This is a genomic window from Rhodococcus sp. 008 (assembly GCF_001682295.1).
Taxonomy (GTDB): domain Bacteria; phylum Actinomycetota; class Actinomycetes; order Mycobacteriales; family Mycobacteriaceae; genus Rhodococcus_F; species Rhodococcus_F qingshengii.
Genome location: NZ_CP012749.1, coordinates 2,491,834 through 2,506,068, shown reverse-complemented (window position 1 = coordinate 2,506,068; position 14,235 = coordinate 2,491,834). Strand labels below are relative to the sequence as shown.

At 64.0% G+C, this 14,235-nt stretch carries 8 protein-coding genes; 1 reads left to right on the top strand and 7 read right to left on the bottom strand.

The features are described from left to right. Window positions 1–19: 19 nt before the first annotated feature. The gene (locus tag AOT96_RS11700) at window positions 20–931 is read left to right on the top strand and encodes a LysR family transcriptional regulator (RefSeq protein WP_065351773.1); all 912 of its coding nucleotides are present in this window, start codon (window positions 20–22) and stop codon (window positions 929–931) included. On the opposite strand, the gene AOT96_RS11695 is transcribed toward AOT96_RS11700, so the two are convergent. From AOT96_RS11695 to AOT96_RS11665, 7 genes are all read right to left on the bottom strand, one after another. Beyond that, a complete protein-coding gene (locus tag AOT96_RS11695; protein ID WP_003943957.1) occupies window positions 928–2,469 on the bottom strand; it encodes an acyl-CoA carboxylase subunit beta in 1,542 nt (513 codons plus the stop codon). The genes AOT96_RS11700 and AOT96_RS11695 overlap by 4 nt on opposite strands. Next, window positions 2,466–7,409 (bottom strand): polyketide synthase Pks13, encoded by a 4,944-nt coding sequence (gene pks13, locus AOT96_RS11690; protein WP_065351772.1) that lies wholly within the window; start codon window positions 7,407–7,409, stop codon window positions 2,466–2,468. The genes AOT96_RS11695 and pks13 overlap by 4 nt, the downstream gene beginning before the upstream one ends. Window positions 7,410–7,446: 37 nt before the next feature. Then, entirely contained in the window at window positions 7,447–9,336 is a 1,890-nt protein-coding gene (fadD32, locus tag AOT96_RS11685; protein WP_003943899.1) for a long-chain-fatty-acid--AMP ligase FadD32, read from the bottom strand. 182 nt (window positions 9,337–9,518) lie between these two features. Beyond that, window positions 9,519–10,514 (bottom strand): LLM class F420-dependent oxidoreductase, encoded by a 996-nt coding sequence (locus AOT96_RS11680; RefSeq protein ID WP_065351771.1) that lies wholly within the window; start codon window positions 10,512–10,514, stop codon window positions 9,519–9,521. A 205-nt stretch (window positions 10,515–10,719) separates the two neighbouring features. Beyond that, window positions 10,720–11,673: a cutinase family protein gene (locus AOT96_RS11675; RefSeq protein WP_003943848.1), complete on the bottom strand. Its 954-nt coding sequence runs from the start codon at window positions 11,671–11,673 to the stop codon at window positions 10,720–10,722. A gap of 9 nt (window positions 11,674–11,682) precedes the next feature. Continuing rightward, a complete protein-coding gene (locus tag AOT96_RS11670; protein ID WP_003943980.1) occupies window positions 11,683–12,234 on the bottom strand; it encodes a DUF732 domain-containing protein in 552 nt (183 codons plus the stop codon). A gap of 106 nt (window positions 12,235–12,340) precedes the next feature. Continuing rightward, window positions 12,341–14,224, bottom strand: a complete 1,884-nt coding sequence (locus AOT96_RS11665) for an alpha/beta hydrolase-fold protein (RefSeq protein ID WP_003943922.1) — start codon at window positions 14,222–14,224, stop codon at window positions 12,341–12,343. Between the last annotated feature and the right edge of the window lie 11 nt (window positions 14,225–14,235).

The window sequence follows — 14,235 nt, the reverse complement described above, 5'->3', positions numbered from 1 at the left end:
ATTCGGTAGCATTACTACTGTGTTGAATCTCGAAAGACTCCGCGCCCTGCACGCTGTCGCCGAGAACGGATCAGTAGCGGCGGCCGCCCGCACTTTGCATGTCACACCATCCGGGATTTCGCAGCAGTTGAACAAACTCGAGCGAGAGGTCGGTGTTCCGCTCCTCGAACCGCAGGGCCGCGGTGTACGACTTACCGAAGCGGGCCGAATCCTCGCGCGCCGAACCGCAGAGGTTCTCTCGACGCTCGCCCAGGCCGAGGCGGAAATCGCGTCGCTGCAGAGCGAGGTGACGGGCCGCGTACGTATCGGCGCCCTGGTCTCCCCCAGCAGGACGGTGCTGCCGCGAGCCATCGCCGAAATCAGGCATGCGCACCCGCAGCTCGAAATCACCTTCAACGAAGGCGAATCCGAAGAACTGCTCCCCGCACTGATTCGCCGCGACCTCGACGTCGTGGTGGTCGACAGTTGGAGCACTCTGCCCGTCGAACTTCCCGACGGACTCTCCTTCACGCCCGTGTACGACGACGTGGCGCTGCTCGCTCTCCCGACGTCACATCCGCTGGCGGAGAACAAGGTCGTCGCGCTCAGCGAGCTGTCCGAGCATGCCTGGGCGACGTGGACACGGGGAACGGACTTTCACACCTTCACCGTCCGGACCCTGCGCGCGCAGGGGTTCGACCCACGAATCGAGTACGAGGTCGCCGAGTTTCCCACCCAGGTCGAATTCGTCGCTCAGGGCCTCGCCGTCGCATTGATTCCACGTCTGGCGAGAGTTGTACCGCCGGAAGGTGTTCGAATGCTCGACACGGTTCCGCCGCTCGGCCGAGACATCTACCTCGCCTGGCGGACAGACAGCGAAAGGCCGGCCGTCCTGGCGGCGATAGAAGCGCTACGCCGCCAGTTCGACGCCCTCGGTGACAAAAAGAACTAGAGCGGCATCAAGTTGTGCTTGCGCGGGTTCTTGAAGATCGTCTTGTCCGCGAGCAACTTCAGAGCCTTACGGATCTCGAGACGCGTCTGCGAAGGCTCGATCACCGCGTCGATGTATCCGCGCTCGGCCGCGATGTACGGCGTCGCGACGAACTCGTTGTAGAAGTTGATCAGCTGAGCACGCACCGCGGGTGCATTCTCACCGGCCTCGGCGAGCTGACGCCGCCCCATGATGTTGACGGCACCCTCGGCGCCCATCACGGCGATACGAGCGGTCGGCCACGCGAGGTTGATGTCGGCACCGAGCTGCTTGCAGCCCATGACGGCATAACCGCCGCCGTACGCCTTACGAACCACCACAGTCACCTTCGGCACAGTGGCTTCGATGTACGAGAACAGGAAACGCCCGCCGCGCTTGATGACGCCGACCTTTTCCTGATCGACGCCGGGAAGGAAGCCCGGTGTGTCGACGACGAAGACGAGCGGGATGTTGAAGGCGTCGCACAGGCGCACGAAGTGGGCGGCCTTGTCGGAGCTGTCCGCGTCGAGGGCGCCACTGAGGTACGTGGGCTGGTTGGCCACGACACCGACGGGCAGGCCGTCGACGCGGGAGAATCCGGTGATCACGTTGTGCGCGACCTGGGCTCCGATTTCGTGGAAAGTGCCGTCGTCGAAGATCCGCAGAATGATGTCGTGCATGTCGTAGCCGGCGTTGTCGGCATCCGGCATGAACGCATTGAGTTCGAGATCCGACTCGGTGATCTCAGGTTCGAGGCCCGGGTTGATCAGCGGCGCCTTCTCCTGGCACGACGACGGCATGAAGCTCAGGTACTCACGCACCCAGTCGAAGGCAGCCTTCTCGTCGGGAGCGACGTGATGGATGTTTCCGTACTCCGCCTGCTTGCGGGCTCCACCCAAGTCCTCGAGGCTGACCTCTTCGCCGGTGACCGACTTGATGACGTCGGGTCCGGTGACGAACATGTACGACTCTTCGGTCGCGACCACGACGTCCGTGTTGATCGGGGCGTACACGGCACCGCCGGCGCATTTACCGAGGATGACCGAGATCTGCGGGCACAGGCCGGACAACGGCTCCTGACGTGAACCCATGTTGGCGTACCAGGCCAACGAGGAAACGGCGTCCTGGATGCGAGCTCCACCGGAATCGTTGATACCGACGACCGGGCAGCCCACCTTCAGCGCAAAATCGTTGACAGCTGCGACCTTACGGCCGAACATCTCTCCGGCGGCACCGCCGAACACCGTCTGATCGTGCGCGAACACGGCTACCGGACGCCCGTCGACGGTTCCGTGACCGGTCATGACGCCGTCGCTGTACGGGTTGCCCTCGCCCGCCATCTTCACCAGGGCACCGATCTCGATGAAGCTACCGGGGTCGAGCAACATGTCGATGCGCTGGCGCGGCGTGCTGTGCCCTGCTGCATCGCGCTTGGCAATGGCCCGAGCCGAGCCGGGTTCCTTTGCCTTCTCCAACTTTTCGCGGAGTTCAGCGAGCTTCTCCGCGGTGGTTGTCGTCACTTCTGAACTCCGGTTTCCGCTGCTTTGGTCTGAGCTGTCTCGATCTGGGCCAGCTTGGTGGTGAGGTCTGCCGCAACCTTCGCGATGTACGGCTCGTCGACGATCTGCAGGTGGTCCCCGCCGATGTAGACGACCTCGAGGTTCTTCACGTAGTCACCCCAGCCACCATCCGCCTTGCGGGTCTTGAATGCAGGCTCGAGCGTCATCAGCTCGTCGTGGTACTTGTCAGCCATGTAGAGCACGACGTCGCCGTCGTAACTGCTGAACTCGGCCGTCTGGATGGCGCGATTATCCAACCACGACGTCCGCTGATGCTCGATGATGCCGCCGGGAATCTTGGCGCCGCTCATCTTGATCATGTCCATCAAGATCTGGATCTGATCCTCGTCGGCTTCGGTGGAAGCCAGAACGTCAAGCGGCAGCGGCACATCCAGGTTGTAGGTGCGCTTGGCGAACTTGCCGTAGCGCTCCCAGCGCTTGCGTCGTTCCGCCTCGGTGTCCGGCACGACCTCGCCGGCCATGACGGTGTCGAGCAGCCCGACCACACGCACGTCGGCGCCCTGCTCGCGCAGCAACTTCGCGACCGCATACGACATCACGCCACCGAACGACCAGCCACACAGCACGTACGGCCCGTCGCCCTGGATCTCACGCAGCAGCGGAACGTAAGCAGCAGCGCGGGTTTCGATCGAGCCCTCGACCCGCTCGAATCCGTACATCGGCGTGCCGGCGGGCAGGCGCTTGAGCAGAGGCTCGTACGTCACCGTCGAACCACCGGCAGCATGGAAGACGAATACCGGTACGGCAGTGGAACCTTCGGGACGGGCACGCAGAGTACGTACGAGTCCGTCGATCTTGCCGTCGTCCTCGAGGTACTGGCGAACGACGTCCGCAAGCTCTTCGATGGTGGTGGAGTCGAGAACGTCGTCGAGAGTGATCTCGCCACCGGCACGCTCGGAAAGCCGAGCAGCAAGCTTCTCGGCGACCTCGTCACCGACGATCGGCAGATCGTTGAAGATGCCCTTGGCCGACTTCCCGGTGACAACCGCCCACGTCGCAAACGTCAAGCGCTCGGCCGCATCTCGCGGCGGAACGTCCGAGCCTGCGTCGTCGGCAGTTCCGGCTCGAGAAGGATCGGAAGGCGCAGCAGCAACCGGAGCAGTGGTAGGTAGTTCCACTGCCACCTCGGCGGGAGCAACGTCCTCGTCAGCAGCGTCGGCCGCCAACTTCTCCGCGGCCTGCTTGTCGGCCATCGCCTGAACCTCTTCGCGATTGTCGATCGCGTAGCGCAGGTACTTGTTGACCTCGTTGAGGCTCGCGTCCTTGACTGCCTGGAGCTGGAGCTGCGGAATGTCGAACTCGTACTCGACGCGGTTCTTGATACGCATCGCCATGAGCGAGTCGAGACCCAGTTCGATGAGCGGAACCTCGGCCGGCAGATCCTCCGGCGAGTACCCCATCGACTCGGCAACCACGATCTTGAGGCGGTCGTCGAGGCTCTGCGAACCGTTCGGATCCCACTTGTCTCCGGCGTCTTCGACGACCTCGGCCAGGGATTCCATCGGCGCACTGGTCTTGACCGGCGCGCTGACGACCAGCTCGGGCAGCGGCTCACCGGACGTGACGACGGCGTCGAACAGCAAACGGAACGTAGCACCCTCACGGGCGTGCACCTGCACCGACGCTCCACCCGGATGCGGGTTGAGTGTCGTGGTCAGGGTCGCAGCGCCGGCCAGCTCACCATGGGGAACGGCGGCGGTGAGAGCGACATCCGAGAGCACCTGTCCGGCAGCAGCGCTCACGAGCACAGCCAGATCGGTGACGGCGGATGCGTCGACCTCCCACACGTGGCGGCCGTCGGGCAGAGCGACGTGCGAACCGGGTACGCGAGCCGAACCGCCGGCACTGACGCGAATGTCGAGCCAATACGGCTTACGCAGGAATGCGGTACGCGGAACCGAAGCGAAATCGCCTGCGGGAAGCAGAGACTCGAGGTTCACGGCATGGCCGTGCACGTACAGCTGTGCGAGAGCGGCAAGAACACCCGCGGACTCGTCTTCCTTACGCTTGAGCGTCTGGATGAGCTCCATGTCGTGCAGGCCCGAATCGAAAGCGGTAGCCGCCACCGACATCAGCGTCACCGGGTTGGGTGCAAGCTCGACAAAAGTGGTGTGGCCGTGGGCAACTGCACCGCGTACCGCATTGGTGAAGTACACGCTGTGGCGAAGACCCTTGACCCAGTACGCCTCTTGATGGATCGGCTCGTGACCGGGACGGTAGAAAGTGTCCTTGTCGACGGACGAGTAGACGCCGAGCTTCAACGTGGTCGGCTCGATACCGGCCAACTCCGCGGCAAGCTCGCCGAGCAACGGATCGACCTGTGAGGTGTGGCTGGCACCCTTGGTCTGCAGGACACGCGCCATCTTGCCGTCGGCCTCGGCGGCCGCGACGATCGCCTGGATGTCCGGCTGTGGTCCACCGATCACCGTGTGCGTCGGAGCTGCGTAAACACAGACCTCGAGCTTGGGGTACGTGGGCAGTAGCGCCTCGATCTCGGATGCGCTGTACTCGAGCAGAGCCATCAGACGGATGTCGTCACCGACAAGTGCGCCCTCGGCCTCACCCATCAGCCGTGAACGTGAACAGATCACGCGGACAGCGTCTTCCAGGTTCAGACCGCCGGAAACGTACGCGGCAGCGGCCTCACCCATCGAGTGCGGAACCACGGCTTCGGCCTCGGCGCCGTGGTGACGCAGCAATGCGGCCAGACCGACCTGGATGGTGAAGATTCCCACCTGGGCGGTCTCGACGTTGTACTCGATCGAATCGTCGAGGAACATCTCGACCATCGAGTAGCCGGCCTCGTCCTGGATCAGCGCGTCGACCTCGTCGACGGCCGCCTTGAAGGCCGAGTTCTCCGTGTAGAGCTGCTTGGCCATCTTGCGGTGCTGCGAGCCGAAGCCCGAGAACACCCACACCGCGCCCTTGGGCGACGGCGAGTCGGCGGAGAAGACTCCTTGAGCAGGCTTGCCTGCGGCGACGGCGCGCAGCGAGCTGATGGCCTCGGAGCGCGTATTCGCCAGAACAGCGGCGCGCGAGCGTCCGTGGTTGCGACGCGCGAGTGTGCGGGCGACGTCGGCGAGGGGCGTCTTGCTTCCCTCTTCGGTTTCGAGCCAGTCGGCCAGATCAGCGGCTGCGCGGCGACGACGCGACGGCAGCGCGCCGGACACGGCCAGCACAACGGTGCTCTCGTTCTCTGCTGCCGGTTCGTCGACCACCGGGGCATCCACAACCGGTTCATCGACTACCGCGTCGGCAGGTACGTACTCCTTGACCACGACGTGCGCGTTGGTTCCACCGAAACCGAAACCGGAGACACCGGCGACAGCCTTGCCGGTGTAGCGCGGCCAGTCGGTGGCCTCGGGCGTCACCTGCAGGTGCGACTTCTCGAAGTCGATGTGCGGGTTCGGGCCCAGGTAGTTGATCGTCGCGGGAATCTTGTTTTCCTGCATCGCCAGAACGACCTTGATCAGGCCGGCGGCGCCCGCAGCTGCTTCCAGGTGCCCGAAGTTGGTCTTCGCACTACCGAGCAGAGCCGGCTTGTCTTCGTCACGACCACGACCGACGACACGACTGAGCGCGTCGGCCTCGATGGGATCACCGAGATCGGTACCCGTTCCGTGCGCCTCGATGTAGTCGACGGTGGTCGGCACGATGCCGGCGTCGCGGTACGCGAAACGCAACACGTCGGCCTGGGCATCGGGATTGGGTGCGAGCAGACCGTTGGAACGGCCGTCCTGGTTGACCGCGGATCCGGCGATCACCGCGAGGATGGAATCTCCGTCACGCTCGGCGTCTTCGAGGCGCTTGAGCACGACGAGTCCGCCGCCCTCACTGCGAACGATTCCCTGAGCCTGAGCGGAGAAGGCACGCAGTTTTCCGTCGGGAGCGAGCATCCCGGTCTGATCGAAACCGAGGGTTCCGGGAGGGGCCAGCAGCATGTTGACGCCACCGGCCAGCGCGATGTTGGAGTCACCGCTGCGCAGCGAGCGCACAGCCTCGTGAACGGCAACCAGCGAAGACGAACACGCGGTGTCCAGAGCGATGGACGGTCCACGGAAGTCGAAGAAGTACGAGACCCGGTTCGCGACGATCGCCGTCGACGTTCCGGTCAACGCGTACGGATGCGCCGTCGTCGGATCACTGACCGCGAGCAACTGGTAGTCGTTGGCGGAACTGCCGATGAAAACACCGACCTGCTTGCCCTTGAGCCCACTGGCCGGAATGCGAGCGTGCTCGAGTGCTTCCCACGCGAGTTCGAGTGCGAGGCGCTGCTGCGGATCGACGTTGACGACCTCGAGCGGAGACATCGCGAAGAACTCGGCGTCGAAGCCCTTGACGTCGTCGAGGTACCCGCCCTTGGTGTTCGCGTTCTCGACCGCGGCCTTGATGGCGGGATCCGACATGAACTCGGCCCAGCGGTCCTCGGGGAGGTCGCTGATGCCGTCGCGTCCGTCCGCCAGCATTTCCCACATGTCCGAAGGCGTGTGCCCGGCACCGGGGAATCGTGTGGACAGTCCGACGATGGCGATGTCGTGAGCGTCCGTCGTGCCGCCTGAGACGTAGTACGAGGCGTCGACGGTCTCCTGCGGCGCCTCGGGCTCACCTTCGATGATCCGAGTAGCCAGCGAAGCGATGGTGGGGTGTTGATAGGCAACCGTGGCGGTCAGCGTGACGCCGAGCAGATCCTCGATGTCTCCGCTCAGAGCGACTGCGTCCCGCGAGGCGAGCCCGAACTCTTCCATCGGGCGATCGTCCGTGATCGAACCCGCCGGCTGACCGGTCGCGTTGGCGATCCAATTGCGAAGCCACTCACGCAGCTGCGCGACACTCATCTCGCTCACAACGTCTTTGCTCTGCGCACCATCTTGTTCAACCATCAACTCACCAAGCCACCGATCATGAAGGGACTGCTCCTCAAACGCTATCGGGGAATGCGGTCTGCTGATAGCCGCCTCGCAACGTTCCCTCGATATAGCTCGCCTTACACGCGCGGCGAGCGATCTTGCCGCTGGACGTACGCGGAATCGAACCCGCGGGGACGAGCAGGATGTCTCGGGCCGTAACACCGTGACGGGAAGAAATCGCCGCACGCACGGTGTCCGCGATCGGCTGCGGATCGGCCTTGCCTGCGCCGGGAGCACGCTCGGCCACGATGACCAACTGCTCCGAGGAATCGTCGTCGTCGAACTTCAGACCCGAGTGCGTGTTGGAGAACACGACGGACGGCAGCTGGTTGGCCGGTACGGCAAACGCAGCGATGAAGCCGGGGCGCAGAGCCGGGCTGGCTTCCTGAGCCGAAGCCTCGAGGTCCTGCGGGTAATGATTGCGACCGTCGACGATCACGAGGTCCTTGACGCGCCCGGTGATGTACAGCTCGCCGTCGACGTAGACGCCGAAGTCGCCGGTACGCATCCAGTTGGCATCCGCCGGCGTGCCCTCGGTGTGGCTGTCTTCGCTCAACCGATTGTCCAGCTTGTTGTGGAAGGTCTCCGCCGTCTCGTCGGGGCGACCCCAGTAGCCGATACCGATGTTCTCGCCGTGCAACCAGATCTCGCCGACGTGATTGTCGGGGACCTCGGTCAGCGTCTCGGGATCGACGATCGCCGCCCACTGACTGCGCGAGACGTACCCACAGGAGACCTGCGCGATTGCGTTCTCGGAGTACTGGTCGACGATGACCATGCGTCCCTTGTTGAGTTCCGTGCGGTCGACGTAGATGACCTTGGCCTCGTCGGAATGCTTGGTCGAGGAGACGAAGAGCGTCGCCTCGGCCATGCCGTACGACGGCTTGATCGCAGTCTTGGGCAGACCGTACTGAGCAAAAGCGTCGTTGAACTTGCGCATCGACGACGTCGTGACCGGCTCACTGCCGTTGATCAGACCGATGACGTTGCTCAGGTCCAGGGTCTCGCCGTCCTTCGGCAGGCCACGCGCGGCAGCGTGCTCGAAAGCGAAGTTGGGAGCGGCAGCAAAGGTGCCGGCGCCGTCGGAAACCGCAGCAAGTTCCTTGATCCACCGGTACGGCCGCTGCACGAAAGCGCGCGGGCTCATGATGGTGATGTACTTGCCGCCCAGAGCAGGCAGGATGACCGTCAGCAGGCCCATGTCGTGGAACAGCGGCAGCCACGTGACACCGCGTGAGTCCTCGTTGAGTTCGATGGAGTCGACCATCTGGAGCGCGTTCGTTCCGACAGCACGATGGGTGATCTCCACGCCGGCGGGAACTCGGGTCGAACCCGAGGTGTACTGCAGGTACGCGATGTCGTCGAGTTCGATGTCGGGACGAACCCACGTTTCACCGACGGTATCGGGAATCGCGTCGACGGCGATGATGCGCGGACGCTCGGCAGCGGGAAGCGAGCGGAACAACTGGCGAACACCGGCCGCCGACGATGCGGCAGTCAGAATCGCAGTCGGCTTGCAGTCACCGAGAACAGCGTGAAGACGGTCGGTGTGACCGGGCTCGTCCGGATCGAAGAGCGGCACCGCGATGGAACCGGCCTGAATGGCCGCGAAGAACGAAATGACGTAGTCGAGTCCCTGCGGAGCAAGAATCGCGACGCGGTCGCCACGCTTGGTGACCTGCTGCAGACGGGCTGCAACAGCGCGCAGACGCACACCGAACTGCTCCCAGGTCAGCTCCAGGGCTTCACCGTCACGCTCGCGTGAGTAGTCGATGTACCGATACGCGAGCTCGTCCGCGTTGACACGCGAGTGTTGCTCGACGTAGTCGACCAGCGTGAAGCCTGGTTGCAGGCGGATCTGGCCCTTCTCGTCGAGAAAGCCATCGAACAGCGCGTTCATTCCATCTCCTCCGAAGCGATCACACAAGCACTGTCTTTCATGCCTGCGCCCCAGACTTCCTTCGCTCTCTCGGGTCCATCTTCGATCAATCGAATCGCACTTTGTGCGCAACTCACCTGAATCACTTCATCGATCCCAAACCATCGATATGTTACAGATTCGCATCGTCCGTATTCTCCGGCCTACTCGCCCGCCAGTAACGGGATGATCGGGGCGAACGCTTCCATCTGCGTCGGGAAGACCCCGACGTACGACATCGACGTCTTCTCGCGGACCAGTCGAATCTGGTCTGCGATTTCCTCGAAAGTGCCCACAGCCAGGTATGGAGAGTTCAACAGCTCCTCCACGCTCAGCTTACGATCCACTTCGATGTTCGGCGGAAAACCTTGGTCCAGAGCGGCGATTGCCATTTCGGCAGCCTGCTCTCGATCGTCGGTGATCATGATCATGGTGATGGTCCAGTTGAGTTCGATCTCATCGAAACGCTCGCCGGCAGCTTCGCGGATCCGCTCGACACGTTCGATGGTCTTTTCCATCGTGATTCCGGAGAGCAGAAGCCGCCCGTCACGGTTCGTCGGTGTGGCGACCGAGATGATGTCCGCGTACTTCGCCGCGAGAGCAAGCATCTTCGGGCCTCCGCCGCCCACGATGATCGGTGGCCGCGGGCCCTGCCGCGGTCGCGGGCTGCCCTTGAGGCCGCGCACCTGATAGTGCTTGCCTTCGAAAGTGCATTCCTGCCCGCGCAGAAGAACGTCGAGAATCTGCAGAGACTCCTCGAGCTTCTCGATGCGAACGCCCGGACTTTCGTAGGCGATGCCGCCCTTGTCGAACTCTTCCTTCATCCAGCCCGCACCGATACCGAGTTCGAGTCGACCACCGGACAGCACGTCGATAGTCGCCGCGTCCTTCGCGAGCACAGCAGGATGACGGAAGCCGTTGGCCAACACGGCGGTGCCGATACGAATCTTGTCGGTGGCCACCGCGAGCGCTCCGAGAGCGGCGATCGGGCCGACCTGATTACCCAGGTGATCCGGAATCATGAACGAGTCGTAGCCGAGTTCCTCGGCCTTCTGCGCGAGCTTGACGAAGCGTCGCGCACCACCCTCTTCGGCGTTGCCCTCGCCACCGGCCGCAAACCGAAATTTGCGTAGGGCATCGCTGCCGTGGGTGGAACTCATATATCGATCTCCTGTGATGGACACGTACGTCGTTCTCGAACTACAAACTCGGACAAATCGAACCTACTCGCCAGTCACTTACGTGACAGCACTGTAGAGGAAGCCCCCGGACCGTGCAGCACTCTACCGGGACCAAACGAGCAGATTACCCGCGAGCGAACTCCCGAGACGCCCGATTGTGACGAATCAACAGTGCGGCGGTGACTCAACTGTGGGGCGGCGTCGGTGCAGCGTCGATCTTCTCCGCAGCCCACTGTGCCATCCATTGGGTGGCCGTCGTGCCGTTCGGATCGACTTGGAAGGAGTTGTACATCGCGTGCACAGGGTTGTTGTAGTACTCGAGCAGTCGCGGCGCCGAACTCAGCCAGTTGGTCGGGTTGAGAGCGGCTGCCGGCGCGTCGCAGATACCGTCGCTCGGCGCGCAGATCTGATAGGTCCGATCGTTGAGGTCACCGAACCCGCCGGGCCTCGGGCCGGTCATCGTGAGACCGGGCAGCTTCAGCCCGTTCAGCGACAGCTCGGCGCCGACACCGGCAACGCTCGGGCCAACGGTGTTCCCGAACGCCGGATCGCGCCGACCGTCGGCGATCAAGCCGACGCCCAGAACCAGATCGGCAGGCACCGCGCCGGTACCGTCGCCGATACTCGCGGCGACGTCACCCGCGATCACCGCGCCCTGGGAAAATCCGGTCAGGACGTAACTCGTGAGCGGGCACTCGGCGTGCCGCTTCATCAGAAAGTCGTTAGTGGCAGCAGTTCCCGCGGCCCGACTGTTGTTGTAGGACTGCTGTCCGTCCGGCGGGATCGCAACCGGATTCGAAAACTGTGCGACATACGGAACGGTGTAGACGTCGGCCCGTGAAGTATCGAACTTCTCCTGCAGAGGACGGGTCACGTTCAGCATCAACGACGCCGGATTGGCCGTCGGGTTGTACGGGTCGTCGGTAGCGCTCGACTCCCACGTACCCGGTATGGCTACTACCTGGACATCGGGGCAACTGGCCGGCTGAGACACCGGAGGCTCCGGGCTCGGCGGGATCGGAGTCGGCGAAGGCACCCGCCCGGCCAGGATGTACCAACCGCCGATCACGACCGCTGCGACCACAAGAATGATCAGCAGCGGGATCAGGCACCCACGACGCTTTCCAGACCTCGCCATGACCCGCGCCTACTTGCAGTAGGTGGCGTTGGCGACGTCGATGTAGATCTGAGCGTTCGCACCTGCCTGCTCGGGAGTGATCTGCTTGCCTTCCGCCGACGCTTCCTGGCCGACGAAGGCGGTCACGAAGGTCAGGACCTCGTCGTCGGTCTGAGGACCGGCAGCGCAGATGTAATTGGCCGTGTTGACGGCGATGCTTCCGTCACCGGCTGGGGTGATGCCCTTCGCCTTCAGTCCGTCGAGGAACTTCTGTGCCTCGGGACTGACCTCGACGACTGTGGGACCCGGGAAGCCCTCGATGCTCTGCGGCTGCTCCGGCGGCGCGGTGGCCGCGGCTCCCGGACTGGTGGGCGCAGCCGACGCCGTCGTGGTCGCAGAGGCGGACGCAGATGCCGAACCGCTCGAGGACGAAGCCGCCGCGGACGTCGTGGTGACCGGATTGGAGGTTGCAGTGGAGTCGTCACTACCGCACGCGACAAGCGCGCCACCGGTGGCGAGCGCCAGGGCGCCGACCGCGATCGCGCGTGCACAAGTGTTTCGGTTACCCGAGAAAAGCGACATCAATGTCCGTCCTTGCCTTCAGTCGAAAGTCCATCAACAGGTTACGCAACGCACGCGGGCGGGCACCGATCCGTGATCGGGCCCGCCCGTCGTGCACCACTGTGAGTTAGTGAACTTCTGTCTTGTCACCGATCACCGTGATGTAGCCGAACTGGAAGTTCTGCTGGACACCACCGGGAATGTCGAACTTGTCACTGATCGGGAATCCGAGTCGTCCACCTTCGTATCCGACGCTCTTCCAACCGTCGAACAGCGGACCGTTCTCGACGGACCATGCACCGGTGCCGGGGCTCCAGTAGATGTTGCCGCCCTCGAACTCGGTGAAGCGTCCGTTGTCCTTGATCGGAACCTCGTTCGACTTCGGGAATCCGAGCCAGCCGTTTTCCCAGCCGAGTTCGCCGTACTTGCCCATGATCATTCCGAGAACCGCGTGAGTTCCATTGGCGCTGCTGTACATTGCGCCGATCTCGAATCCCTGGACCTTGCCCGGCTTGCCGGGGGTCGCGATCTCGTCGGCAGTCGGGTAGCCGAGCGGGCCACCTTCCCAACCCTGTGCGGACCACTCGGCGAGGATGTCACCGCTGACGGGGTGAGCGCCGGTCTGCGGGGTCCAGTAGATGGAGCCGTTCTGGAAGTGGTTGAAGCGTCCGCGTCCGTCGGGGGTACCGAGTTCGGGGGTACGCGGGAAGCCGAGCGGGCCGGCCGCTGCTCCGGTGTTCATGTACGCGCCGGCGATACGACCGGCGACGGGCTGGGCGCCCGTTCCACTGGTGAAGTAGATGCGACCGTTGCGGAAGTCCTGTGCCAGGCCACCCGCGACGCTGTACTCGGGGGTGATGCAGTCACCGATCCAGCCGTTGGCTGCGGCCGTCGCACCGATCTCACCCGAAGTGCCGCAAGCCGGCTTCTCGACCTCGACGCCGATGGCGTTGGCCAACTGCGGCCACAGCTGATGAAGCTCGAACTGCCAGTACGGCCACGAGTGGGTTCCGGACGGGCGGTAGTTGACCTGCGCGGGGATGCCGAGCTGGTTGAGCTTGGTCGCGAAGGTCTGCGAGGTCAGGCGAGCGAGGATCTCGAGGCCCATGCCTGCGTAGTTGGTGCTCACGCCGGGAATTCCCGACGGCTGGTCGTACGGGCCGGTCGTACCGCTACCACTCGAGACGTACAGGCTGACGCCCTTGAGCTTCTCGGCGAGCGCGTACGGATCGTGTGCAGCCCACTGCGGGTTGGACGGCGGCCCCCACATCGCGGCGGAGTTGTATCCACCGGCGTCGGTCATCGCGAACTGGATTGCCTGAGGCATGCCGAGCGAGGTGGTGGTGAGGATGCCGGAGAGCGAAGCGGCGAACTTGAAGAAGCCGGGGTTGCGCGCCGTGAGGAACATGGCGGACGTACCGCCCATCGACAGACCGACGACACCGCGTGTCTGCGTGGTCCGCCAGTCCTTTTCGAGGATGGGGGGCAGTTCCTTGGTCAGGAACGTCTCCCACTGGTAGTTCTTGCCGTTGTCGGGCTGGAGCCAGTCGGAGTAGAAGCTGGACTGACCGCCGACCGGGAGGATGACGTTGACGTTCTTGTCCGCGTAGAAGGACTCGGCGTCGGTCTCGTAGGTCCAGGCGTTCTCGTTGTCGGTCGCGCGAAGACCGTCGAGCATCCAGACCGAGGGGAAGCTGGCCGACGGATTGACGTTCCAATCGCGGGCCAAGAGGATCTGCACCTGAATCGGGGTGCCCATCGCGGGAGAGTTCACCCACAGCGCGACGCGACGCTCGCTGAGCCAGTCGACCTTCGTGACCGCTGCTCCGGTGGGGTTCTGGGTGGCGGCCGGTGCGGCCTGAGCAGGTGCCGGCGCGGCTGCCGCGGTTCCGGCCGTCGTCAAGCCCGCGGCGATCGGCAGAACCAGCATCGCTGCCAGTGCGCCGACGACCTTTGTCCGGAAGGTTGCCCGGGACCGGCGACGGTCCTCCGTGGCAAGGCCTACTCGCATGAGCTCACTCT

Bases quoted from the DNA above. Each gene is read 5' to 3' on its own strand.
- pks13 (WP_065351772.1), bottom strand. From the start codon at position 7,409: ATGGTTGAACAAGATGGTGCGCAGAGCAAAGACGTTGTGAGCGAGATG.
- fadD32 (WP_003943899.1), bottom strand. From the start codon at position 9,336: ATGAACGCGCTGTTCGATGGCTTTCTCGACGAGAAGGGCCAGATCCGC.
- AOT96_RS11680 (WP_065351771.1), bottom strand. From the start codon at position 10,514: ATGAGTTCCACCCACGGCAGCGATGCCCTACGCAAATTTCGGTTTGCG.
- AOT96_RS11675 (WP_003943848.1), bottom strand. From the start codon at position 11,673: ATGGCGAGGTCTGGAAAGCGTCGTGGGTGCCTGATCCCGCTGCTGATC.
- AOT96_RS11670 (WP_003943980.1), bottom strand. From the start codon at position 12,234: ATGTCGCTTTTCTCGGGTAACCGAAACACTTGTGCACGCGCGATCGCG.
- AOT96_RS11665 (WP_003943922.1), bottom strand. From the start codon at position 14,224: ATGCGAGTAGGCCTTGCCACGGAGGACCGTCGCCGGTCCCGGGCAACC.